We start from the raw sequence: 22,890 nt of genomic DNA on the forward strand, positions 1-22,890 counted from the left end.
GCGCCCGGGCCACAGTGGTCGCATGGCCCGGCAGCCCGACCCCTCCACCCGGGGCGAGCCGGCGACCCACGGACGGCGCGAGTCCCCCGACGACCGGCACGAGTCCCACGACGAGCGGATGGACCGCAACTTCGTGGAGCTGCTGCAGGAGCTGCGCGTGCTGCAGACCGGTACCCAGATCCTGGCGGGCTTCCTCATGACCCTGCCGTTCCAGGCGCGCTTCCCGGACCTGAGCCTGGAGCACCGCACGGTCTTCCTCGTGGCGATCGTGCTGGCGTTCCTGACCACGGTGCTGCTCGTCGGACCCGTGAGCCTGCACCGGGCCCTGTTCCGGCAGCACCGCAAGGACGACCTCGTCGAGGTCTCCCACCGGATGACCCGGGTCGGCCTCGTCACCCTCGGACTGACCATGACGGCGGTGCTCGTGCTCATCTTCGGGGTGGTGCTGGGTCGGACCGCGGGGTATGCCGCCGGCACCGCGGCGCTGCTGGTGTTCGGCTCCCTGTGGTGGGCCCTGCCGGCACGGATGCGGGCCCGACCCCGGTCGGCCGGTCCGCCGGGCTCACCACGCCGCTGACCCCGTCAGGGGAGCGGGGACTGTTGACCGCGAGGACCTCGCTCGGTCACGCTATGGTCAAGTTTCGGTAAACCCCTGGTAAAGCAGACGGGGCCGGGGGCGAAGTCCGTCAAGGGGACGCAGTGGTCACCACAGACATGTCAGGACATCGCAGGACCTCCGACGGGGGGCTCCGGGAGCATTCCGGACCGGAGCACCCGCCGCGCACGCGCCTGTCCACGAGGTTCTCACCCACGGAGCTTCCGCGGGCGTCCTCCTCGCCCACCCGGCACGTGCTCATGTCGGGTGTCCGACCTCCGTTGCGCACGCGGATGCACCACTACTTCGAGGCCAGCTGCGACCGGTGTCCCGACGCGGTGGCCCTGGAGTGGGAGGGCGGCCGTTCCCCCTACGCCGAGCTGGACGCCGACGCCAACCGACTGGCGCACCACCTCGTCGCGCTCGGCGTGCGCCCCGGCGGGCGGGTGGGACTCATGGTCCCCCGCTCGCGGGACCTGTACGTCGCGCTGCTCGGCGTCCAGAAGGCCGGTGCGGCGTGGGTGCCCGTCGACACCGACTCACCGCCCGACCGGGTGCGCTTCGTGACCGAGGATGCCGCGGTCGTCCTGATGGTCACCGTGGAGGACCTGGCCGACCGGCTGGCCGGCTCGCCGGTGCCCGTCCTGTGCGTCGACGGGGTCGCCGAACGGCTCGCGGTGCTCGACCGGCCCGCCGGGCGGCCGGAAATCACCGTCGACGGCGACCCGACCGCCTACGTCATCTACACCTCGGGGTCCAGCGGTACCCCGAAGGGCGTGGACGTGGCCCAGTCCAGCATCTGCAACTTCATCCACGTCATCACCGAGGTGTACGACGTCCGCGCCTCCGACCGCGTCTACCAGGGCATGACGATCTCCTTCGACTTCGCGATCGAGGAGGTGTGGCCGACCTGGGCCGCGGGCGCGACCCTGGTGGCCGGACCCACCGACGGACGTCGGGTCGGTGCAGGCCTGACCGCGTTCCTCGAGGACCACCACATCACGTTGCTCTACTGCGTGCCGACGGTGCTGTCCACGGTCGAGCGGACCGTGCCCTCGATCCGTGGACTCCTCGTCGGGGGCGAGGCCTGTCCTGCAGAGCTGGTCGAGCGCTGGGCCCCGGGGCGGTGGATGCTGAACACCTACGGCCCGACCGAGGCGACCGTCACCTGCGTCTGGAGCGTCCTCCTGCCGGGCCGTCCGGTGACCATCGGGGTCCCGGTCCCCACGTACACCGCGGTGATCCTGGACGAGGACCTGCAGCCGGTGCCGGAGGGGGAGGTCGGCGAGCTGTGCGTGGGCGGGCCGGGGGTGGCCCGCGGGTACCTCAACCGGCCGGAGCTGACCGCCGAGCGGTTCATCAAGGACCCACCGACCCCGGCGGCGGCCGCATCTACCGCACGGGCGACCTGGCCAGAGTCCAGGAGGACGGCGAGATCGTCTACCTCGGACGGGCCGACGCCGAGGTCAAGATCCGGGGGCACCGGGTGGACCTGGGTGAGATCGAGAGCGTCATCATGCGGGACGAGGACGTGCCCAGCGCCGCCGTCAGGCCGCTGCGCTCCGAGGTCGGGGACGACCTGGCCGGCTACCTCGTGCTGCCGGGCGCCACCGACGCGCGGGCGGCGCAGCAGGTGATTACCCGGGTCCACCAGGCCCTGCGCGCCTCGCTGCCGCCCTACATGGTCCCGTCCTACCTCGAGCAGGTCGACGAGCTGCCCATGCTGCCCAGCGGCAAGGTGGACCGCCCGGCCCTGCCCGAGCCCCGGACCGGGCGGCTGGTGGGTGGCGACGGGGACCTCGTCCCCCCGGCCACCCCCACCGAGCGGTGGGTGCAGGAGGTGTGGGCGGAGACCTTCCGGCTCGACCCGAGCAGCTGTCCGTGACCGCCAACTTCTTCGGCGACCTGGCCGGGCACTCCCTCCTGGCCGCGACCGTCACCTCGCGGCTGCGCACCGACCCCCGTGGCGCGTCGATGTCCGTGATCGACCTCTACGCCTCCCCGACCGTCCGGGAGCTGGCGACCCGGCTCGACGCCGGGCTCCTGGTGCGGCAGGACGGGCAGGTCGAGGAGGCGGACCCGCAGCGCCGGTCGGCACGCCGCAGGCTGGCCTCGAGCCTGCAGGTGGCCACCTTCGGAGCCGTCCAGCTGGCGTGCATCTTCGCCCTGCTCACCCTGACCTTCCTCCCGGTCTCGCTGATCTACTGGTGGCACGGGGGCGTCCCCTCCTCCGCCATGGTCCGTCAGCTCGCTCTGCTCTTCGCCTTCGTCTACCTCGGCGAACGGTGGCTGCTCCCCCTGGTGGTAGCCCGGGTCGTCGGGCGGGGACTCGTCGAGGGCACCCACCCGCTGTACGGGTGGACACACCTGCGGGTCTGGATCGTGGCCAAGGCGATGTCCCTCTCGCCGCTCGGCAACCTGGCCGGCTCCGCCTTCGCCCCCGCCTACCTGCGGGCCGCCGGGGCCCGGATCGGGGCGGAGTGCCACCTCGGCAGCGCCCAGGTGGCGCTTCCGGGCCTGGTGGAGCTGCAGGACCGGGTGACCGTCGGCTACGCCACCCACCTGCAGGGCTACGACGTGCGCGGCGGGCGGCTCCACCTCGGGCGGGTGCGCCTGGGGACGGGGTCGACGGTCGCCGCCAACTGCGTGCTGGTCGGCCCCTGCGCCGTGGGTCCCCGGACGGTGCTGCGGGAGCAGTCCTCGCTACGGCCCGGTCAGTCGACCGGTGAGGCCGAGGCCTGGCAGGGCTCCCCGTCGGTCCGGCTGAGCTCGGTGGGCGACCCCGTCTTCGAGGTCATGGCCGGGTGCGAGCACGCCCCGCGCACGTGGGCGCCCCCCCTGCGGGCACGCTTCGCGCTGGGCCTGGTCGCCCTCGAGCTCACCCCCCTGGTCGCCCTGCTCCCGGTGGTGGCGCTGGTGTGGTGGACGCTGCTGTCCGGGCCGGAGATCTGGGCCCTCGTGGTCACGGCCGCGACCGGGCCGGTGTTCGTGGTCACCGCCTGCCTGCTCATCCTGGCCCTGCGGCGATTCGGCCTCCCCCAGGCGCCCGTGGGGATCCACCACCTGCGCTCCCGGCTCGGGGTGGAGAAGTGGTTCGCCGACAAGCTGCTCGAGGCCAGCCTGCTGCTGACCAACTCCCTCTACTCCACCCTGTACACCGCACCCTGGCTGCGTCAGCTGGGGGCCCACATCGGCCCACGGGCCGAGGTCTCCACCATCGCCAACATCGACCCCGACCTGCTGACCATCGGGGAGGAGTCCTTCGTCGCCGACATGGCCAGCGTCGGCAGCGCCACGTACTGCAACGGTCACGTGGCCTTCCGGACCACGACCGTGGGGCGCCGGTCGTTCGTCGGCAACGCCGCCTTCGTCCCCTCGGGCACCCACCTGGGCGACGACTCGCTGATCGGTGTCGGCTCGGTGCCCCCGGCCGCCGGGGTGCCCGCCGGCAGCTCGTGGCTGGGCAACCCGCCCATCTTCCTGCCCAGGCGCGAGCTCTACGAGAACTTCGGCGACGAGCAGACCTACCGCCCCCCGCGGCGCAAGGTGGTGGCCCGCTACCTGGTCGAGGCGGTCCGGATCACGCTGCCCGCATCCCTCCTGGCCGTCTCGCTCTTCGCCACCCTGCACCTGGCCTCGATCGCCGCCGGCGCGGGTGCCCCCTGGTGGCTGGTCGCCATCACGGTGCCGGGCGCCGCGCTCCTGTCCGGCCTGGGCGTCGTGATCCTCGTGGCGCTGTTGAAGTGGGCGCTGGTCGGACGCTACCGGCCCCGGGTGGAGCCGCTGTGGAGCTCCTTCGTCCGGCGCACCGAACTGGTGACCGGTGTCTACGAGACGGCCGCCGTCCCCGCCCTGCTCACGCTGCTGACCGGCACCCCCATGCTCGGCCCGCTGCTGCGGCTCTACGGGGTGCACGTCGGTCGGCGCACCCTGGTGGAGACCACCTACCTCACCGAGTTCGACCTGGTGCGGATCGGCGACGAGAGCGTGGTGGGCCCGGACGTGTCCCTGCAGACCCACCTCTTCGAGGACCGGGTGATGAAGATGGGCACCGTCGAGCTGGGCCGCCGGACCGACCTCGGCACCCGGGCGGTGGTGCTCTACGACGCCCACGTCGGCGAGGAGGCCCAGCTGGCGCCGCTGTCCCTGGTCATGAAGGGGGAGTCGCTGCCGGCCGCCACCCGCTGGGCAGGGATCCCGGCCCAGCCGTTCGGCCGGACGGGGTCGCCGCCGTGACCGTGACCCGGACGGCCGGGCCGAAGGCCGTGGGCGCGGACGGGCGTGCCCCCGGCGTGCACCCGGGCGAGCCGTCCCCGGGCGAGCACCTCGACGCGCTGCCCCACGACTGCGAACCGCAGACCCACGAGCCCGGGGCCGACCCGTCGCGGCTGGTGGGCCGCCTGGCGGGCGTGGACGTGGCGCGGGGCCTGGCCCTGCTCGGGATGTTCGCCGTGCACGTCTACCCCGCCGGCACCCCGGAGGGAGACGTCAGCCTCCCCTGGGCACTGGCCTCCGGACGGTCCTCGGCGCTCTTCGCGGTCCTGGCCGGCATCGGGCTGGCGTTCATGACGGGGCGACGCCGCCGCGTCACGCTCGGCACCCTCCCGCGCCGTGCCCGCGTGCCCGTGATCCGCGGCGTGCTCATCACCCTGGTGGGTCTGCTCCTCGGCGCCGCCGTCGGGACCGAGCATCTGCTGGTCATCCTTCCCTACCTCGGTGTCATGTTCGTGCTGGCGCTCCCGCTCCTCATGCTCAGACCGCCCGTGCTGATCGCGCTGTGGGCGGCCTGGTGCGTGGCCGGGCCGGTCGCCAGCCACTGGCTGCGCCGAGGTGCCGACCTGCCCGACGCCTCCAACCTGACGGTTCCGGAGGTGCTCGCCGGTCCGGAGGAGGCCCTGACGACCGTGCTGCTGTCCGGTTCCTTCCCCGCCCTCACCTGGATGGCCTACCTGTGCCTCGGCATCGGCGTCGGACGGCTGGAGCTGGGGTCCCGGCGCGTCGCCGTGCTGCTCACGGTCTCGGGCACCCTGGTGGCCGCGTCCGCCTCCGTCCTGTCCGCCCTGCTGCTCGGCCCGCTCGGGGTCAGGGACAGGTTGGCGGACGAGGCGGTGGGGAGGATGAGCCTGCAGGAGTTCACCGACCGGCTGATGTGGGGCGGCGACGGAACGGCTCCCACCGACACCTGGTGGTGGCTGGCCACGGCCGCCCCGCACTCGGGCACGCCGCTGGACCTCGTCAGCACCAGCGGCGTGGCGCTGGCCGTGCTGGGCGTCTGCCTGGTGCTCGCGCACGCCTTCCACGGTGCCCTGGACGTGGTGGCGACCCCCGGAAGCATGACGCTGACCCTCTACACCGCGCACGCCCTGCTCCTGCCCATCACGGACTCCCGGTGGGCGGCGTCGGTGGAGTTCACCGTCCACGTGGTCGCCCTGACGGTGTTCGCCCTCCTCTGGCACCGCCGCTTCCCCCGTGGGCCCCTGGAGGGTGCCGTGTGGTGGGCGGCCTCGGGAGTGTTCGCCCGCCGCGCCGCCCGGGGCCGGCACCGCCCCGGCCGGCCCCAGGGCACGGGAGGATGACTCCCGGTGCGCGCCGGCGCCGGGTCGTCCTCGTCTACCGGGGTCCTGCCAGCCTGCCGGGGTGCGCCGAGGCGGTGGCGCAGACCGTCGTGGCCGCGGGGCTGGTCCCCCGCTTCGTCGGACCGCACGAACGCCTGCCCCTGGACGTGAGGGCCCTCTCCGGCGCGGCGGCCTACGCCCAGCCCGGCGGGGACGAGCTGGACCGGGCGTGGCCCCTGCTCCGCGGGGTCGCCCCGACGATCAGGGACTACGTGTCGGGAGGGGGCGCCTACCTGGGCTACTGCCTGGGCGCCTACCTGGCCGACCACGACCCGGGGTTCGGACTGCTTCCTGGTGACACGGACCAGTACACCGCCGCACCCTCGGCCACGGTCCGCGACGGCCGCGACACCGTCGTGGCGGTGCGCTGGCGCGGCCGGACCCGCAGGGTGTACTTCCAGGACGGCGCCGCCGTGCACCTGCGGCCGGACGCAGACGCGCAGGTGCTGGCGCGCTACGACGACGGGCCGGTGGCGGCGGTCGTCTGCCGCTACGGCCGTGGCCGGGTGGGAGTGCTCGGCCCGCACCCCGAGGCCACCCGCGACTGGTTCACCGACGCCGGACTGGATCCGCCCTCGCCCCTCGCCACGGACCTGGCCGTCGACCTCCTCCTGGCCACCCTGGGCCGATGAGGGTTCCGGTCTTCCACGCCACCGTCCGGGACGGGGACGACGTGGTCCGGCTGCTGGCCGGGGACGACGTGGCCCGGCGACGGGGGTGCAGGATCACCGACCCCCGACATCGCGACGGGCCCGCGACGGGTGCAAGGATCACCGACCCACGACATCGGGACGCACACCTCACCGGACAGGTGCTCCTGCAGGTCGTGGTGGCCCCGCTGGTCGGCCTCGCGCCGGGCCGGCTCGTCCTCGACCGGACGTGCCGGCGGTGCGGCGGGCCCCACGGGAAACCGCGGGTGCCCGGAGCGGACCTCGATCTCAGCCTCACGTACGCGGGAGGGACGGTGCTGCTCGCGGTCTCCCCCCGGCACCGCCCGCTCGTCGGTCTCGACGCCGAGCCGCGGCGGCCTCCACCCGGGCTCGCGGCGGACCCCGCGGGGGACGGGACGCTCGCCCGCGAGGTCCTGGGACCCACCGAGCACCGCGAGTGGCTGGCCCTGCCCGCGGGTGCGCGGAGCACCGCCCTGGTGCGCTGGTGGACGCGCAAGGAGGCGGTGCTCAAGGCGCTCGGCCACGGCCTGTCGGTGCCGCCACGAGCGCTGCGGGTCTCACCCCCGGGAGGGCCTCCCCGCCTCCTGGCGTGGGACGCGGACCTGGCCGGCGCCGACCTCGCCGCCGTCCCGGTCGCCCTGGCCGACGTCGACCTGCCCACCGTGGCCGGAACCCTGGCCGCCGTGGGTGTGACCACGGTGGAACCTGACCTCCAGGACGCCGACCCCCGCCTCTCAGCCGCTAGTCTCACCCGGTGGTGACACGCTCCTCCCACCTCCTCGGGACCGTGGTCCTCCTGGGCGCGGTCGCCACCGGGTGCGCGACGACGACGCCGACGACACCACCCACGACACCCACGACACTCGAGCCGTCCGGTCCGACCTGGCCGGACCCTCCGGCGGACCGACCCGTGGTCGAGCTCGCCCTCGAGGTCGCCGAGGACCTGGCCAGCGCCACCGGGACCGAACGGGTGTCCTTCACGCCCGGGGCGCGGGTCTGCGAGGTGGTGTTCCGCGCCTGGCCCAACAAGCCGTTCACCGCCGCGACGGGCAACGCCCTCACCGTCCTCGACGCCACCGTGGACGGTGCCGAGGTCACCGTGCGCACGGAGCCGGGGGGGGCGCCCCGCCGGACAGTCCGGGCACCCTGGTCACCCTCCCGCTGGCGGAGTGCACCGCTGCGGGCCAGACCCTGGACGTCGAGCTCTCGTTCAGCGTCGAGCTCGGCGAGGGCACCGACGAGCGGATCGGGTACTCGGCCCGGGAGGAGGTCGCGTGGCTCGGCACGGCATACCCGTTGCTCGCCTGGGACGGCGCCGGGTGGGCCCTGGACGACGCCGTCCCGGTCCCCGGGGAGACGACCACCAGCACCGCCTTCGAGCTCGCCTCGCTGGTCGTCAGGGCACCGTCCAGGTTCGAGGTGACGGGGGTGGGTGCACCGGCACCGGCCGTCCAGCGCGCCGACGGGACGACCGAGCACCGCTTCTCGGCCCCCGTCGTGCGGGACGTCACCGTCACCGTGGGCGAGCTCGACCTGGTCCGGGAGTCGGCGGACGGACTCACGGTCGTCGTGGCCGTCCCCGCCGGAGGAAGCCGGGCGCCGGCCACCGAGTGGGCCCAGGAGGTCCTCGACGCCGCCGCGGACCTTTCAGACCACTTCGGACCGGTGCCCTACGACGAGCTGTGGGTCAGCGTCCTGCCGGGGGTCACCGACGGCGTGGAGTACTCGGGCGCGATCCAGTTCGGTGACGTAGACCCCCGAGGGGAGCGCTGGCTGCTCGTCCACGAGGTGGCCCACCAGTGGTTCTACGGGCTCGTCGGCAACAACCAGGCGCGGGACCCGTGGATGGATGAGGCTTTCGCGAACTACGCCGAGCACCTCGTGTCCGGGGACGACGACCCGACCGAGGACGCGGTGGGGGTGCCCGGCGCCGTGGGGCGCCCGATGGAGTTCTTCGCCGACCGCCGGCAGCCCGGCCGCACCTACGTCGACACCGTCTACCTCGACGGAGGCCGGGCCCTCGTCCAGGCCCGTCGGGCCGTGGATCCGGACGCGTTCGACGAGGCGGTGCGCCGTTACCTCGCGGAGAACGCCCACGCCGTCGCGTCCCCGGACGACCTCGTCGACGCGCTGGCCGGCCTCCCGGTGGCGGTGCAGGTCCTCCGGGACCGGGGCGCGCTTCCCCCCGAGGGCCGCTAGGCCGGTCCGGCGTTCATCCCGAACCGGACCCGGCCGTCGTGGTCGCCTCGTCCACGAGCGGCAGCTCCTCGTCCGCCACCGTCAGGGTCACGTCACCCTCGTAGCTCTGGATCAGCCAGGCGTACCCCTCGGTGGTCGAGGTGTTCTGGACCACCTCGAAGCTGAGCACCCGGTCCAGCTCGACGTCCTGACGTCCGCCGCGGCCGCGCAGGGCGATGACCGCCCGGTGCCGGAACGCCACGGTCAGCGGCCGGTCCGCCCCCGCCGTGCCGCCGTCGACGTCGTCCGGAGGGGTGGTGGCACCACCCTCGTCCGCGGACCCTTGGGCGACGTCGGTCACGGCCTCCGTGACGACCTGGCTGCGGACCGGGTCCTCGGTGGCCAGGCCCACCCCCTCGGGCACCTGCAGGTCGTGCAGGCGCAGCACCTGGACGTCCGCCTGTGCCTCGGCGTCGCCTGCGAGGGCGGCACCCACGCGGATCTCCCAGCCCGGTCGGCTCTCGGGCGCGAACCGTTCCCGGATCCCCTCGTTCAGCTGCTCGGCGGTGATCTCCTCCCTCGGCACCTCCAGCAGGTCGACGACGAGCGACTCGTCCAGCACGAACGCGGCCAGCTCCTGGTAGGCCTGCTCGGCGGCCGGCCCGTACGACTCCCGGGCAGCGGCGGAGACCACCGGCTCCTCCACGAAGCGGGACGGCCGGGCGGCGGGCTCGGTCAGCGGCCCGGAGCACCCGGTGATCAGCCCCGCCACCACGACGACCCCGGCCGCACCCCGTACCCCTCCCACCCTGGCTCCCACCTGGCTCCCTTCGTGCCCCCTCCGCCGTGCACGGTCACGGTGCGTGGGCCGACGTGCGTGGCCGACGTGCGTGGCGACCCGTTCGCCCTCCGGGCCCCGACGGACTGGAGGCCGACCTGCCCCCTCGCCTCAATCTAGCCCCGGCGCCCGGCCGGCTCCACCAGAGCCGGACCCCCGGGCGTGCACCTGAACCTACGGGACCGTAGGTTGGGACCGTGTCATCGAACGCACTGATCCCGCTCACCGTCGACCCCGCGCCGACGACCACCACCCTGCTCGAACAGACCGCCCGACGGTGGCCCGAGCGGGTGGCGGTCGACTTCCTGGGTGCGACGACGACGTACGCCGAGCTCGCCGACCAGGTGGCCGCCGCTGCCCGGGTGCTGGCCGGCCTCGGCGTCGGCCCCGGTGACCGGGTGGCCCTCGTCCTGCCCAACTGCCCCCAGCACGTGGTCGCCTTCTACGCGGTCACCTCGTTGGGGGCCACCGTGGCCGAGCACAACCCGCTCGCCGCCCCCGAGGAGGTCCGTGCCCAGCTGAAGCTGCACGGCGCCCGCGTGGTCGTGGCGTGGGAGCACGCCGTGGGGACCGTGCTGCCGCAGGAGGGTCAGGACCGCACCGTCCTGGCCGTCGACCTCTCCGCGGCGATGCCGTGGCGGACCCGGCTCCTCCTCCGGCTCCCCGTCAAGGCGGCCCGGGCCCAGCGCGCCAAGCTCCGGGCCCCGGTGCCGGAGGGCGTCGGCTCCTGGGACCGCGAGGTCGCCGCAGCCCTGGGCTCGGGGCGAGCGCGCCGCGGCACGGGCACCTCACCCGGTGGCACGGACGAGAGAGGTGCGCAACGGCATACCCCGGGTCCGTCGCCGGAGGACGTCGCGGTCCTGCTGCCGACGGGCGGGACCACCGGTACCCCCAAGCTCGTGCCGCTGACGCACGCCAACCTCATGGCCAACGTCGCGCAGGGCCGCCAGTGGGTGCCCGGGCTGCAGGAGGGCGAGGAGACGTTCGGGGCGGTGCTGCCGTTCTTCCACGCCTTCGGGATGACGCTGTCGCTGACCTTCGCGGTGTCGATGGGTGCCACCCAGGTGGTGCTTCCCAACTTCGACGTCGACATGGTGCTGGCGGCGATGAGGCGGCGGCCGTGGACGTTCCTCGCCGGGGTTCCGCCGATGCTCGACCGGCTCGCCGCCGCCGGGGAGGAGAACCCTGAGCTGCTGCACCCGCTGCGCTACGCCATCTCCGGCGCGATGGCCCTGCAGCCCGAGGTGGCCGACCGCTGGGAGGCCGCGACCGGAGGACTGGTGATCGAGGGCTACGGCATGACCGAGTGCTCCCCGATCGCTCTCGGCAACCCGTTCGGGCCCGAGCGTCGCCCGGGGACGCTGGGGATCCCGTTCCCGGGCACCGAGATCCGCGTCGTGGATCCCGACCTGGTCGAGGAGGACGCCGACGCGCCGGACGTGCCCGACGGCGAGGTGGGCGAGCTGCTCGTCCGCGGCCCGCAGGTCTTCGGCGGCTACCTGGACGCCCCCGAGGAGACCGCCCAGGTCCTGCTGCCCGGCGGGTGGCTGCGCACGGGCGACCTGGTCCGCCGTGACCCCGCCGACGGGTTCGTCGCCCTGGCCGACCGCCGCAAGGAGCTCATCGTCTCCGGCGGGTTCAACATCTACCCTTCGCAGGTGGAGGAGGCCGTCCGCGGGATGCCCGGCGTCGTCGACGTGGCGGTGGTCGGCCTGCCGGACACCTCCCTGGGCGAGCACGTCGTCGCCGCGCTGGTGCTCGAGCCCGGCGCCTCGGTGGACCTCCCCTCGGTGCGGGAGTGGCTGCAGGACAAGGTCTCCCGATATGCGGTGCCGCGCGACCTGCACGTGCTCGACGACCTGCCGCGCAGCCAGCTGGGCAAGGTGCTACGACGGCACGTGCGCGAACGGATCCTGGCCCTGCGCGAGCGCGCCGGCGGCTGAGCCGACCCGGGGCTCGGGGTCAGCGCCGGGCGACCAGCGCGCTGGCGAGCCCGGCCAGCCCCTCCACCCGGCCGACGAAGCCGAGGCCGTCGGTGGTGGCGGCGCTCACCGAGACCGGTGCGCCCCCGAGGGCGGCCGACATCGCGGCCTCCATCTCGGCCCGGCGGCGCGCCCACGCGGGGACGACGGGCGACGACCTGGACGGCGACGTTGCCGACGACGAAGCCGGCCCGGTCCAGCAGGTCCGCGACGTGACCGAGCATCTGCGCCCCCGACGCGCCGGCCATCTCGGGACGGTCGGTGCCGAAGACCGACCCAAGGTCGCCCAGGCCGGCGGCCGACAGCAGGGCGTTGCAGGCGGCGTGGGCCGCGACGTCCCCGTCGCTGTGCCCCGCGATGCCGCGCTCCCCCGGCCACTCCAGGCAGCCGAGCCACAGGACCCGGTCCTCGCCCTCGGGCGCCCAGGCGTGGACGTCCACGCCGATGCCGGTGCGGGGCAGCGCGGGCACCCCGCGTGCCCCGTCGGCTCCTCCGGCCGGACCGGTCTGCTCAGTCATGAGCTCCCCCGGCCGGCCGCAGCCACCCCGCCGCCACCTCGAGGTCGTGCGGCGTGGTGATCTTCAGGGCGCGCGGGGAGCCCTCGACGACGGTGACCCGACCGCCGTGCGCCTCGACCATGCCGCAGTCGTCGGTGGCCGGTGCCGGCGGCGGGGCCGCGTGCGCCCGCTCGAGCGTCTCGCGCAGGAACCCCTGGGGCGTCTGCACCGACCGCAGCGTGGACCGGTCGAGGGTGGCCACCACGGTCTCGACACCGGTCGGTCCGGTCCGGACCTGCTTGATCGTGTCGGCCACGGCGATCGCCGGGGTGACGGCGGGGTGGCCCGAGTGCCCGAGTGCACGGCGTGCATGACCCGGTCGAAGACCTCGACCGGCGTGAGGGCCCGGGCGGCGTCGTGCACGAGGACGACCCCCACGTGCTGCGGCAGCGCCGCCAACCCGCGGGCCACGGAGTCCGACCGCTCGGCCCCTCCGGCCACCACCTGGACCCCGACGCGGCCGGAGCCGTCGACGACGGAGCCGACCGCCTCGTCCACCTCGGCGAAGGCCTCCGGGTCGGGCGGGGCCACGACGACGACGTCGGTCACCGCCCGGCACCGCAGCGCGCCGCGGAGGGCGTGGACGAGAATCGGCTCGGCCGCCGTCCCCGTGCCCCTGCCCCCGTCACCGTTCCCGTCGCCACCGAGCAGCACGAGCGCCTTGGGACGACCGGCACCCAGGCGGGTGCCCTGCCCGGCGGCGACAAGGATGAGGCCAGCACCGACGGTGTCGTCGGGCTGGCCTGACCTCCTGCTCAGGAGGACATCCTGCTCAGGAGGCGAGGACCTCGTCGAGGGTGGCCTCGGCGGTGTCCTCGTTGGTCTTCTCCGCCAGCGCGAGCTCGGAGACGAGGATCTGCCGGGCCTTGCTCAGCAGCCTCTTCTCACCGGTGGACAGGCCCCGGTCCTTGTCGCGACGCCACAGGTCGCGGACGACCTCGGCCACCTTGATGACGTCGCCGGAGGCGAGCTTCTCCAGGTTGGCCTTGTAGCGGCGCGACCAGTTCGTGGGCTCCTCGGTGTGCTCGGCGCGCAGCACCGCGAACACCTTGTCGAGGCCGTCCTTGCCGACGACGTCGCGGACGCCGACCAGGTCGCAGTTCTCCGCAGGGACCTCGATGGTGAGGTCGCCCTGGGCCACCTTGAGCTTGAGGTACAGCTTCTCCTCACCCTTGATGGTGCGTGTCTTCATCTCTTCGATGAGAGCGGCTCCGTGATGCGGGTACACAACCGTCTCGCCGACCTTGAACGTCATTCAGATAGCCCCTTTCGCGGATCTCCAGGATATCACGGGAGAATCGGCCAGGGGAATCGGCGACCGACATCTGTGCAGGTCAGCGGCCTACCATACTTCCGGGGGTATGCCGTGCACGCTCCCCCGCACCCGGTCCGGCGCCGGCTCCGGGCCCCCGTCGACGCAGGTCAGCGCGGGTCGCGGGCACCCGGCGGGGGCGGCACCCACTAGGCTGTGCGGCGTGACGACTGCACCCACCCCCCGTACGCGCCGCGGCGCCGTGCTGCTCACCGCCGCCGCGGTGGGCGCGGTGGCCCTGAGCGGCTGCTCGGTCACCAACGACCCGACCACGACCACCCTGCGCTACGCGCCGGCCGACGGCGTCGAGCTCGACGGCGAGACGGTCGACGTGCGCGACCTGTTCGTCGTGAGCCAGGGCTCCGGCGCCCCGGGCGTCGTGTCCGGCTCGGTCGTCAACTCCGGCGCCGAACCCGCCACCGTGACCGTGGCCGTCGCCGGCCAGCAGGTCGGGTCCGAGGTGACCGTCGAGCCGGGCCAGGCGGTCCGCCTCGACGGAGTGCAGCCCGACGGCTCCGAGGGCGAGCGCCTCGTCGTGGAGGCGGTCGACGCCGTGGCGGGCCAGCTCGTCGAGGTCCGGATCCAGACCGCCGAGGAGACCCTCACGGCCGAGGCGCCGGTCCTGCTCCCGCGGGGCCCCTACGAGCAGTACGCCGACGACGCGGGCGGGACCGTCGAGCCGCCGCAGGGCGACGAGGGCGACGCCGACCACTGACGACCTGCGCCCACGCGGTCCGGACGGGCCGGGTGCGCCGCCCGTCCGCGACGGCTTGCGGGGCCGCTCGTCGGACGGACGAGCGTCAGATCCCCGCGCGGGGCACTCCCCCACCGCCGCGGTGGTCGCGGGCGGCCGGGTCCTGCTCGTCCATCCACACCCCCGTGACCAGGTAGACCACCCGGATCGCGACCGAGACGGCGTGGTCGGCGAAGCGCTCGTAGTAGCGCGAGAGCAGCGTGGCGTCGATGGCGGCCTGGGTGCCGCCGTCCCAGTCGGGCTCCAGCAGGATGCGGAACACCTCGCGGTGCAGCCGGTCCATGGTGTCGTCCTGCCGCTGCAGCTCCACGGCCCCGGAGGGGTCCTGCGCCGAGACGATCTCACCCGACCGCAGGCACATGGCGCGGGCGTGCTCGGACATCTGGGCGAAGACGTCCGTGAGCTCGCCGGAGACCGCGACCACCGGGTAGCGCAGCCGGGCCAGCTTGGCCACGTGCCGGGCCAGGTCGCCGCAGCGCTCCAGGTCGGCGCTCATCCGCAGGGTGGTGACCAGCTGGCGCAGGTCGGTGGCCACCGGCTGCTGGCGGGCGATCGCGTCGATGGCCCGGTTGTCCAGGTCCCGACGCAGCGCGTCGATCTGCTCGTCCTCGCTGATCACCCGCTCCGCCAGCTCCAGGTCGGCCTCCAGCAGCGCCTGGGTGGCGCGCTCGAGCGCCCGCGCCGAGAGCCTGCTCAGCTCGACGAGCTCGTCGGAGAGCGTCTCGAGCTCCTCGTGGAACAGACTGCGCATGGATCGACCGGTCCTTTCGTGGTGAACGACGTGTGGCGCGCCCTGGTCCGGGTGCGGCGGCCCCTGGGCCGGCCCGACCGGGGACCACGCCCGACGACCATGGCAGCGACGTGTGAACACCGTACGACACCCGGGTGAACTCTGGGCCGACAGCACCCGGCGAGGACCCTGGCCGGTGCCGTCGCGCTGCCGTCGCGCCCCCGTCGCACGGCGCGCACGGTCCGGGACCCCCGGGCGCCCGGCCTAGGCTGGACCCGTGAGTCCTGTCATCGCGGCCGTCGTCGGCATGGCCGTGGGTCTGCTCCTGGCGGCGATCGTCTGGTGGGTGGTCCTGCTCGCCGGCCGGCCGCAGGCGCGCCCCCCGGAGCCGGTCGACCAGCCCCCCGCCCTGCCCGAGGGGGTCCTGGACGTGCTCTCGGTCCTGCGCTCCGGCGGCATCGTCGTCGACCGCAGCGGCACCGTCCGTACCGCCAGCGCCTCAGCCGTCGCGTTCGGTCTGGTCCGCGGGCGGGACGTGGTCCACGACGACCTGCGCCAGCTGGTGGCCCAGGTCCAGCAGGACGGGGTCATCCGCGAGGCGGAGTACGACATCGCCCGCGGTCCCGTCGGTCCGGGGCGGGCCGTCGTCGGTGCCCGGGTCGCCCCCATCGGCGACGGGCTGGTCCTGGCCCTGGTCGAGGACCGCACCCAGGCCCGGCGGGTGGAGGAGGTCCGGCGCGACTTCGTCGTCAACGTCTCCCACGAGCTCAAGACGCCGGTCGGCGGCCTCGCGCTGCTGGCCGAGGCGGTCGAGGACGCCGCCGACGACCCGGTGGCCGTGGCCCGGTTCGCCGGGCGGATGAAGAAGGAGACCACCCGGTTGACCCGGCTGGTCAGCGAGATCGTCGACCTGTCCCGCCTGCAGACCAACGACGTGCTCGACCGGATGGTCGTGGTCGACGTCGCCGGCTGCGCCGAGGAGGCGGCCGAGCACACCCGCCTGCTCGCCGGTGAGCGGGAGGTCGTGGCGCTGACCACCCAGGCGCGCGACCGGCTGCGGGTCTACGGCGACCCCGAGCTGATCACCACGGCGGTGCGCAACCTCATCACCAACGCCATCGCCTACTCCGAGGACGGCACCCGCATCAGCGTGGTGACCCGGCGGGTGGACGACCTCGTGGAGGTCTCGGTCACCGACCAGGGCCGCGGCATCCCGGTCGCCGACCAGGAGCGCATCTTCGAGCGCTTCTACCGGGTGGACGCCGCCCGGTCCCGGAGCACGGGCGGCACGGGTCTGGGGCTGTCGATCGTCAAGCACATCTGCGCCAACCACGGCGGGGAGGTGACGGTGTGGAGCCAGGAGGGGCAGGGCTCGACCTTCACCCTCCGGCTGCCGGCGGTCGTCGGCGACGACCGACCCGTCGGGTCCGAGGCACCGCACGGACCGGGGCAGCACCCCGTCGGTCCCGCGCTCCAGGAGGTCGCCGGCCCGCGGGAGGTCGACGGCCCGCAGGAGACCCCCGGCACCCAGGAGACCCCCGGGGCTCCCGAGGCGCCTGCAGCCGGCGGGGGCGACGGACCGGCCCGCGGCGACGGCATACCCTGGGACCCGTCGACGCCCGCAGCACCCACGCCCCCACGGAAAGGTGACCACCGATGACGCGGATCCTCGTGGTCGAGGACGAGGAGTCCTTCTCCGACCCCCTGTCCTACCTGCTGGAGAAGGAGGGGTATGACGTGGCCGTCGCCGAGACCGGGCCCGAGGCGCTCGCGGAGTTCGACCGCAGCGGGGCCGACCTGGTGCTGCTGGACCTCATGCTGCCGGGGCTGTCCGGCACCGACGTCTGCCGCGCGCTGCGCCAGCGCTCCAGCGTGCCCGTCATCATGCTCACCGCCAAGGACTCCGAGGTCGACAAGGTCGTCGGGCTGGAGATCGGCGCCGACGACTACGTCACCAAGCCGTACTCGGGGCGTGAGCTGCTCGCGCGGATCAAGGCCGTGCTCCGCCGGGGCGTCGAGCCCGAGGAGCTGCTGCCCTCCACCGTGGAGTCCGGGCCGGTGCGGATGGACGTCGAGCGCCACACCGTCCAGGTCGACGGCACGTCGATATCGTTGCCGCTCAAGGAGTTCGAGCTGCTGGAGATGCTGCTTCGCAACGCCGGACGGGTGCTCACGCGCGGGCAGCTGATCGACCGGGTGTGGGGCAGCGACTACGTCGGCGACACCAAGACCCTGGACGTGCACATCAAGCGCCTGCGCGCCAAGGTCGAGCCGGACCCCTCCCGTCCCGTGCACATCGTCACGGTCCGGGGGCTGGGCTACAAGTTCGAGACGGCCGCCTGACCGCCCGGGCTCAGGCCTTGGCCTTGCCCTGGTTGGCGACCTGCTCGATCGCGGCCGCGGCGGCGTCGGGGTCCAGGTAGCGGCCGCCCGGGGTCACCGGCTCCAGGTCGGCGGTGAGCTCGTAGAGCAGCGGGATGCCGGTCGGGATGTTCAGGCCGACGATGTCGTCGTCGCTGATCCCGTCCAGGTGCTTGACCAGGGCCCGCAGGCTGTTGCCGTGGGCGGCGACGAGGACGACCCTGCCCGCCCGCAGGTCGGGCACGATCGAGGAGTCCCAGTAGGGCAGCATCCGGGCGATGACGTCCTTGAGGCACTCGGTCTCGGGGATCGGACCGTCGGCGTCGGCGTAGCGGGGGTCGCCGGCCTGGGAGAACTGCGAGTCGGCCTCGATGGGCGGCGGCGGCGTGTCGAAGCTGCGCCGCCAGAGCATGAACTGCTCCTCGCCGTACTTCTCCCGCGTCTCGGCCTTGTCCAGCCCCTGCAGCGCGCCGTAGTGCCGCTCGTTGAGCCGCCAGGACCGGCGCACCGGGATCCAGTGCCGGTCGGCCACGTCGAGGGCGGTGTTGGCGGTCGTGATCGCCCGGCGCAGGAGCGAGGTGTGCAGCACGTCGGGCAGCAGCTCCTCGCCCAGCAGCAGCTCGCCGGCGCGCGCGGCCTCGGCACGGCCCTTGTCGGTGAGGTCCACGTCCACCCATCCGGTGAACAGGTTCTTGGCGTTCCAGTCGCTCTCGCCGTGACGGAGCAGGATGAGGGTGTGTGCGACGTCGCTCATGGCCCCACCCTACTGGGGTGCGGCCCGCCCGGCCCCGGGGACCGGAGGCTGCCCGGCGGCACCGTCCAGCCGCTCCAGCTCGGCCCGGAAGGCCTCCAGGTTGGCGGTGGACTCCCCCCGCGAGCGGCGCCAGGCCCACTCCCGCCGGATCGAGGTCCAGAAGCCCAGCCGCAACAGGTCGTCGAAGGGGTCGTCGCACGCCGCGAGCACCGCCCCGAGGAGCTCGTCGACGGTCTCCTCCTCGATCGCGGCCAGCGGCAGCCGCCCGGTGACGTAGACGTCGCCGACCGCGTCCACGGCATACCCCAGCCCGGGCAGGCGCAGCGCCCGTCGGAGCAGGTGCCGGTAGAGCTCCTCGTGGTTCTCGTCGGGGTGACGGATGACGAAGGCGCGCAGGTCCAGCGCCCGCTCGCCGACGAGCAGGGAGACCACGGTGCGCAGCTTGCGCTCCCCGGGGAGGGTGACGACCGTCTCGCCGTCGCGCGTTCCCTCCTCCCAGTCCACGCCGATCCGATCGAGCAGGTGGCGAAGGTGCTCGACCACGTCGACCGGGGCCGCGCTCACCTGCTCCTCCGCCCCGGGGCGCGCCGGGCCGCCACGGCGCCGGCGTAGACCTCGACGAGCCGGTCGACGGTGACCTCCCAGGAGAACCTGGAGGCGTGCGCCACCGCTCGGCACGACCAGGCCTCCCGCTCCGCGGGGACCTCGAGGGTGTGCAGCACGCCGTCGAGCGCGTCTGCCCACCGTCCGGGGTCGTGCCCCTCGACGAGGACGCCGGCCTCGCCGACGGCCACGGGCAGACCGCCGACGTCCGCGGCGACCACGGGGGTCCCGCAGGCCAGCGCCTCCACGGCGACCAGGCCGAAGGACTCGTTGTAGGAGGGCACGGCCACGACGTCTGCGGCGCGGTACCAGTCGGCCAGCTCCTCGCGGGAGACCGGCGGGCCGAGCCGCACGACGTCGCTCAGCCCCTCCTGGTCGACGACGTCCTGGACCAGGTCGGGGCGGGTCAGGCCCGAGCCGGAGAGCCCGCCGAGGACGGCGACGACCAGCCGCTCGCGCAGCTCGGGACGTCGCCGGAGCAGCTCGGCGGCCGCCCGCAGGAGCACGTCGGGCGCCTTCAGCGGCTGGATGCGTCCGACGAAGAGGAGCACGACCGCCTCGGGCGCCAGCCCGACCCGGGCGCGCGCCTCCTCCTGCGGGCCGGGCCGGAAGGTCTCCAGCGCGACGCCGGGCGGCACGACGTGCACGGTGGCGGGATCGGCGTCGTAGAGCTCCACGAGCTGACGCGCCTCCTCCTGCGTGTTGGCCACGAGCGCGTCGGCCACGGCGACGACCTGCTCCTCGCCGATCTCCCGGCCGCGCGGCTCGGGGTCGTCGCCGTCGGCCAGGGCCTGGTTCTTCACCTTGGCCATCGTGTGCATCGTGTGCACCAGCGGGACGTCGAAGCGGTCCGAGGCCAGCCAGCCGACCTGCCCGGAGAGCCAGTAGTGGGCGTGGATGAGGTCGTGGTGGTGCTCGGGGTGCTGGGCCACGTGGTGGGAGGTGGACGCGGTGAAGGCGCACAGCTGGCCGGGCAGGTCCTCCTTGCCCAGGCCCTCCAGCGGTCCGGCGACGACGTGGTGGACGACGACGCCGGGGGCCAGCTCGACCGCCTCCCCCTGGGCGCCGCTCGTGGCCCGGGTGAAGATGTCGACCGCCACCCCGCGGGCGGCCAGCCGGGTCGCCGTCTCCACGACGTAGACGTTCAGCCCGCCGGCGTCCCCGGTGCCCGGCATCTCCAGCGGGGAGGTGTGCACCGTGAGCATCGCCACCCTGCTCAGTCCCCCGGTGGGCCGCCCCGTGGGGCCCCCGGACGTGTCCGCACTGGTCATCGGCCCAGTGTCCCACGGGTGGTCCCGGCATACCCTGTCCTGCGTGGCAGCACGTCCGGTCGGCACCGTCACCCGCGGGACGACCAACCCCAACCGGCTGCGCCGGGTCGACCGCTGGACCGCCCGCACGATGGCGCCGCTGCTGCGGGGGCCGGTCGAGGCCCCGGTGGTCGTCGACCTGGGGTACGGCGCCTCGCCGGTCACCGTGCTCGAGCTGGCGGCCCGTCTGCGCGCGGTGCGCCCGGACGTGCGCGTGCTGGGGGTGGAGATCGACCCGGTGCGGGTGGCCCGGGGACGGGCGGTCGCCGACCCGCCCGCGGTGGACTTCGTGCTCGGCGGGTTCGAGGTGCCGGTGCCCGGGGGCGGGCGTCCGGTGCTGGTGCGCGCGTTCAACGTGCTGCGGCAGTACGACGAGGAGCAGGTCCCGGACGCCTGGTCCCGGGTCGTGTCGAGGCTCGCCCTCGGCGGGGCGCTGGTGGAAGGCACCTGCGACGAGCCGGGCCGTCTGGCCGCGTGGGTGGACGTGCGCCGGGGGGAGGACGGAGCGCCCGCCCCCCGGTCCCTGACCCTGGCCTGGCGGCTGGCCGGGCTCGACCGCCCGTCGGTCGTGGCCGAACGCCTGCCCAAGGTGCTCATCCACCGCAACGTGCCCGGTGAGCCGGTGCACGCCCTGATGCAGGACCTCGACCGCGCCTGGGCCCGGCACGCCCCGCTGGGCGCCTACGGCGCCCGTCAGCGCTTCGTCGCGCTCGCCCGGGAGCTGACCGACCGCGGCTGGCCGCTGGCGGCGGGCCCGCGCGGTGGCGCCAGGGCGAGCTCACCGTGGCCTGGGACGCGGTGGCCCCCACCGTCGGTCAGCGGCGGGTGTAGTCGTCCTCGAGGCGCTCGATGTCGGCCTCGTCGAAGTCGCCGAACGCCACCTCCAGCAGCCGGGCGGTCCGGTCCCCCGAGTTGCCGAGCCGGTGCACGGCCCCGCCGGGCACCCACACGTCCTCGCCCGCGGCCACCGACCAGCGGCGCTCCCCCACGGTCACGTCGACCGGGCCGTCGAGGACGTGCCACATCTCGGCCCGGTGGCCGTGTCGCTGCAGGGACAGCCGGTGACCCGGCTCGACCGTGATGATCTTGACGGTGACCGGCTCGTTCGTGGCGAACTGCTGGAAGCGCCCCCACGGCCGGCGCTCGACGAAGATGTCCTGCGTGCGGTCCCGGCGCACGTCGGAGCCGGTTCCGTCGCCGTCCTGGTCCGGCGCGCCGGGCGCCCCCGGCCCCCGGCCGTCGTCGTCGAACCCCTGCTGCTGTGCGCTCATCCTCGTTCCGGCCTCTCTGCGACGCACGTCGCCGGGCTCCCTTCCGGCCGTGCCACCCTGCTCCCCTCAGTGCGCCGAGAGGAACTCACCGACGAGGTCACGGGTGCGCTCGCGGTGCTCCCACATGATGCCACCCGGCCCCGCCACGTGCAGCACCGAGCGCGGCAGGAGCGAGGCGACCTCCCGGGCCACCGACGCGGGGTGGAGGGGGTCGTCCTCCTGACCCAGGACGAGCACGGGGCAGCGGACCTGCTGCAGCAGACGGGGGTCCGTCAGCGGCGTGCGGTCCACCAGCACCCGGAGCACGTCGGCGACCCCGCTCCCGGCCAGCTCCTCTGCCCGGTCGTGGGCCCAGCGCACCACGGCGGGGTCGTGGCGGACCGTCGCCGGCTGGTCGGCCAGCAGGTGCGCGGCGACGGCCTGCGCGTCACCGGCGTCGAGAAGGTCGGCGAACCGGCCGAGCCGCACCGTCGCCGCGTCCTCGCGCACCCGGTCGAGCACGGCCGGCAGCACGAGGACGACCCGCTGGAAGCGGTCGGGGTCCTGCGCCAGGCCGGCCAGCAGGGCCCCTGCCCCCATGCTGATCCCCAGGGCCCGGTCGGCCTCCACCACGTCGGCGACCGCCCACAGGTCCCCCGCGAGATCCCCATACCCCCAGGTCGTGCCGGCCGGCCGGTGGGACCGGCCGTGTCCGCGCTGGTGGACGAAGGTGCGCGTCCCGGCGACGCGGCCGGCGTAGGGCCGGGTGGTCGCGATCGACCCGCCCGCCCCGTGGGCCAGGACCGTGTGCGGTCGCCCGCGGCCGGTGGTCAGCACCTCGACGTCCCCGTCCAGACCGGGGACGAGGCGGGTGCGGGTGGAGCCGGCGGCGCGGGAGGAGGGACGGGCGGGACCGGTCCGGGTCCGGTCGGTGCGCTCCTGGTCGGTGCGCGTCCGGTCGGTGCGTGTCTGGTCGGTGCGCGTCTCGTCGCGCCGGGTGTCGTCGGGTCTGGCCTGGTCGGGTCTGGCGGTCACCACGGGCCGTAGGGGCCCATGTGGGAACCGGACCCGCCCCGCTGCTGCACCGCGCGCAGCGCCGGCCTGACGTCCGCGTGGTAGACGCCGGCGGCGACGATGGCCGCCAGGTTGAAGAGGTTGAACGGGCTGAACATGAAGATGAACCCGATCGCCGTGGCCCCCCCGGTCAGCAGCAGCCAGAACGTCTTGGTCCGCTTGCCCGCCGCCGGGAAGGCGTCGGGCCGCGTGCGCGCGGCGTCGATCAGCGCCCACACCATCATCGCGAAGACGCCCACCCCGATGACGGTCTCGAGCAGGCTCTGGGCCGAGAAGATCGCAGGCATGCTCCCAGGGTATGCCGCG

The 22,890-nt window shown here is 74.4% G+C and carries 22 protein-coding genes and 3 pseudogenes; 13 read left to right on the forward strand and 12 right to left on the reverse strand.

Translation table 11 applies throughout. The annotated features are described in order from the left end of the window. Window positions 1-22: 22 nt before the first annotated feature. The 8 genes from ACQ95T_RS16210 to ACQ95T_RS16245 all read left to right on the forward strand — a co-directional run bounded on the left by ACQ95T_RS16210 (window position 23) and on the right by ACQ95T_RS16245 (window position 9,080). Window positions 23-577 (forward strand): DUF6328 family protein, encoded by a 555-nt coding sequence (locus ACQ95T_RS16210; RefSeq protein WP_425943245.1) that lies wholly within the window; start codon window positions 23-25, stop codon window positions 575-577. Window positions 578-888: 311 nt separating this feature from the next. Beyond that, window positions 889-2,232 carry an amino acid adenylation domain-containing protein gene (locus ACQ95T_RS16215; protein ID WP_431473103.1) on the forward strand — a complete coding sequence of 448 codons (1,344 nt, stop codon included), beginning with the start codon at window positions 889-891 and terminating at the stop codon, window positions 2,230-2,232. Further along, window positions 2,127-2,480 carry a hypothetical protein gene (locus ACQ95T_RS16220; RefSeq protein WP_431473104.1) on the forward strand — a complete coding sequence of 118 codons (354 nt, stop codon included), beginning with the start codon at window positions 2,127-2,129 and terminating at the stop codon, window positions 2,478-2,480. The genes ACQ95T_RS16215 and ACQ95T_RS16220 overlap by 106 nt, the downstream gene beginning before the upstream one ends. Further along, entirely contained in the window at window positions 2,477-4,831 is a 2,355-nt protein-coding gene (locus ACQ95T_RS16225) for a Pls/PosA family non-ribosomal peptide synthetase (protein WP_431473105.1), read from the forward strand. The genes ACQ95T_RS16220 and ACQ95T_RS16225 overlap by 4 nt, the downstream gene beginning before the upstream one ends. Then, on the forward strand, window positions 4,828-6,171 hold the full coding sequence (locus ACQ95T_RS16230) for a heparan-alpha-glucosaminide N-acetyltransferase domain-containing protein (RefSeq protein ID WP_425943247.1): 1,344 nt from the start codon (window positions 4,828-4,830) through the stop codon (window positions 6,169-6,171). Before ACQ95T_RS16225 ends, ACQ95T_RS16230 begins: the two co-directional genes overlap by 4 nt. Next, window positions 6,168-6,842 carry a BPL-N domain-containing protein gene (locus tag ACQ95T_RS16235; RefSeq protein ID WP_425943248.1) on the forward strand — a complete coding sequence of 225 codons (675 nt, stop codon included), beginning with the start codon at window positions 6,168-6,170 and terminating at the stop codon, window positions 6,840-6,842. The genes ACQ95T_RS16230 and ACQ95T_RS16235 overlap by 4 nt, the downstream gene beginning before the upstream one ends. Continuing rightward, entirely contained in the window at window positions 6,839-7,642 is an 804-nt protein-coding gene (locus ACQ95T_RS16240) for a 4'-phosphopantetheinyl transferase family protein (protein ID WP_431473106.1), read from the forward strand. Before ACQ95T_RS16235 ends, ACQ95T_RS16240 begins: the two co-directional genes overlap by 4 nt. A gap of 55 nt (window positions 7,643-7,697) precedes the next feature. Beyond that, window positions 7,698-9,080: a M1 family aminopeptidase gene (locus ACQ95T_RS16245; protein WP_431473107.1), complete on the forward strand. Its 1,383-nt coding sequence runs from the start codon at window positions 7,698-7,700 to the stop codon at window positions 9,078-9,080. Between the two features lie 13 nt (window positions 9,081-9,093). Here ACQ95T_RS16245 and ACQ95T_RS16250 read toward each other — a convergent pair whose 3' ends face one another. Then, window positions 9,094-9,879 carry a hypothetical protein gene (locus tag ACQ95T_RS16250; protein WP_425943251.1) on the reverse strand — a complete coding sequence of 262 codons (786 nt, stop codon included), beginning with the start codon at window positions 9,877-9,879 and terminating at the stop codon, window positions 9,094-9,096. A gap of 215 nt (window positions 9,880-10,094) precedes the next feature. Between ACQ95T_RS16250 and ACQ95T_RS16255 the strand changes: the two genes are divergently transcribed. Next, window positions 10,095-11,840: an AMP-binding protein gene (locus tag ACQ95T_RS16255; RefSeq protein WP_425943252.1), complete on the forward strand. Its 1,746-nt coding sequence runs from the start codon at window positions 10,095-10,097 to the stop codon at window positions 11,838-11,840. A gap of 19 nt (window positions 11,841-11,859) precedes the next feature. On the opposite strand, the pseudogene ispF reads toward ACQ95T_RS16255, so the two are convergent. From ispF to ACQ95T_RS16275, 4 genes and pseudogenes are all read right to left on the reverse strand, one after another. Beyond that, window positions 11,860-12,397, reverse strand: a pseudogene (gene ispF / locus ACQ95T_RS16260) (2-C-methyl-D-erythritol 2,4-cyclodiphosphate synthase). After that, on the reverse strand, window positions 12,390-12,692 hold the full coding sequence (locus tag ACQ95T_RS16265; RefSeq protein ID WP_431473108.1) for an IspD/TarI family cytidylyltransferase: 303 nt from the start codon (window positions 12,690-12,692) through the stop codon (window positions 12,390-12,392). Before ACQ95T_RS16265 ends, ispF begins: the two are co-directional and overlap by 8 nt. 86 nt (window positions 12,693-12,778) lie before the next feature. Next, window positions 12,779-13,090, reverse strand: a pseudogene (locus ACQ95T_RS16270) (IspD/TarI family cytidylyltransferase); the annotation flags it as partial. A gap of 118 nt (window positions 13,091-13,208) precedes the next feature. Beyond that, complete coding sequence (locus ACQ95T_RS16275; protein ID WP_075957107.1) at window positions 13,209-13,691, reverse strand: CarD family transcriptional regulator; 483 nt, start codon at window positions 13,689-13,691, stop codon at window positions 13,209-13,211. 220 nt (window positions 13,692-13,911) lie between these two features. Here ACQ95T_RS16275 and ACQ95T_RS16280 point away from each other — a divergent pair, with 220 nt between their 5' ends. After that, entirely contained in the window at window positions 13,912-14,463 is a 552-nt protein-coding gene (locus tag ACQ95T_RS16280) for a hypothetical protein (RefSeq protein ID WP_431473109.1), read from the forward strand. 85 nt (window positions 14,464-14,548) lie between these two features. Here the strand turns inward: ACQ95T_RS16280 and phoU are convergent, their stop codons facing one another. Next, entirely contained in the window at window positions 14,549-15,253 is a 705-nt protein-coding gene (gene phoU / locus ACQ95T_RS16285; RefSeq protein WP_425943256.1) for a phosphate signaling complex protein PhoU, read from the reverse strand. Window positions 15,254-15,509: 256 nt separating this feature from the next. Between phoU and ACQ95T_RS16290 the strand changes: the two genes are divergently transcribed. Further along, the gene (locus tag ACQ95T_RS16290) at window positions 15,510-16,892 is read left to right on the forward strand and encodes a sensor histidine kinase (RefSeq protein WP_425943257.1); all 1,383 of its coding nucleotides are present in this window, start codon (window positions 15,510-15,512) and stop codon (window positions 16,890-16,892) included. Further along, a complete protein-coding gene (locus ACQ95T_RS16295) occupies window positions 16,889-17,575 on the forward strand; it encodes a response regulator (RefSeq protein ID WP_425943258.1) in 687 nt (228 codons plus the stop codon). The genes ACQ95T_RS16290 and ACQ95T_RS16295 overlap by 4 nt, the downstream gene beginning before the upstream one ends. Before the next feature lie 10 nt (window positions 17,576-17,585). On the opposite strand, the gene ACQ95T_RS16300 is transcribed toward ACQ95T_RS16295, so the two are convergent. Genes ACQ95T_RS16300 through mshA form a run of 3 tightly spaced genes read right to left on the reverse strand, consistent with a single transcriptional unit; the run spans window position 17,586 to window position 20,221 of the window. Next, entirely contained in the window at window positions 17,586-18,347 is a 762-nt protein-coding gene (locus ACQ95T_RS16300; protein WP_425943259.1) for a phosphoglyceromutase, read from the reverse strand. A gap of 9 nt (window positions 18,348-18,356) precedes the next feature. Beyond that, window positions 18,357-18,911, reverse strand: a complete 555-nt coding sequence (locus ACQ95T_RS16305; RefSeq protein ID WP_425943260.1) for a YbjN domain-containing protein — start codon at window positions 18,909-18,911, stop codon at window positions 18,357-18,359. After that, window positions 18,908-20,221: a D-inositol-3-phosphate glycosyltransferase gene (gene mshA, locus ACQ95T_RS16310; protein WP_425943261.1), complete on the reverse strand. Its 1,314-nt coding sequence runs from the start codon at window positions 20,219-20,221 to the stop codon at window positions 18,908-18,910. The genes ACQ95T_RS16305 and mshA overlap by 4 nt, the downstream gene beginning before the upstream one ends. A gap of 43 nt (window positions 20,222-20,264) precedes the next feature. Between mshA and ACQ95T_RS16315 the strand changes: the two are divergent. After that, window positions 20,265-21,091, forward strand: a pseudogene (locus tag ACQ95T_RS16315) (class I SAM-dependent methyltransferase). Here the strand turns inward: ACQ95T_RS16315 and ACQ95T_RS16320 are convergent. The 3 genes from ACQ95T_RS16320 to ACQ95T_RS16330 form a co-directional block, all read right to left on the reverse strand. Then, the gene (locus ACQ95T_RS16320; RefSeq protein ID WP_425943263.1) at window positions 21,076-21,531 is read right to left on the reverse strand and encodes a phosphomannose isomerase type II C-terminal cupin domain; all 456 of its coding nucleotides are present in this window, start codon (window positions 21,529-21,531) and stop codon (window positions 21,076-21,078) included. The pseudogene ACQ95T_RS16315 and the gene ACQ95T_RS16320 sit on opposite strands and share 16 nt — an antisense overlap. A gap of 66 nt (window positions 21,532-21,597) precedes the next feature. Beyond that, entirely contained in the window at window positions 21,598-22,548 is a 951-nt protein-coding gene (locus ACQ95T_RS16325; protein ID WP_425943264.1) for an alpha/beta fold hydrolase, read from the reverse strand. Continuing rightward, complete coding sequence (locus ACQ95T_RS16330; RefSeq protein WP_425943265.1) at window positions 22,542-22,871, reverse strand: DUF2516 family protein; 330 nt, start codon at window positions 22,869-22,871, stop codon at window positions 22,542-22,544. Before ACQ95T_RS16330 ends, ACQ95T_RS16325 begins: the two co-directional genes overlap by 7 nt. Between the last annotated feature and the right edge of the window lie 19 nt (window positions 22,872-22,890).

Origin of the sequence: Ornithinimicrobium carbonis, from assembly GCF_050703245.1 — a bacterium.
GTDB lineage: Bacteria > Actinomycetota > Actinomycetes > Actinomycetales > Dermatophilaceae > Ornithinicoccus.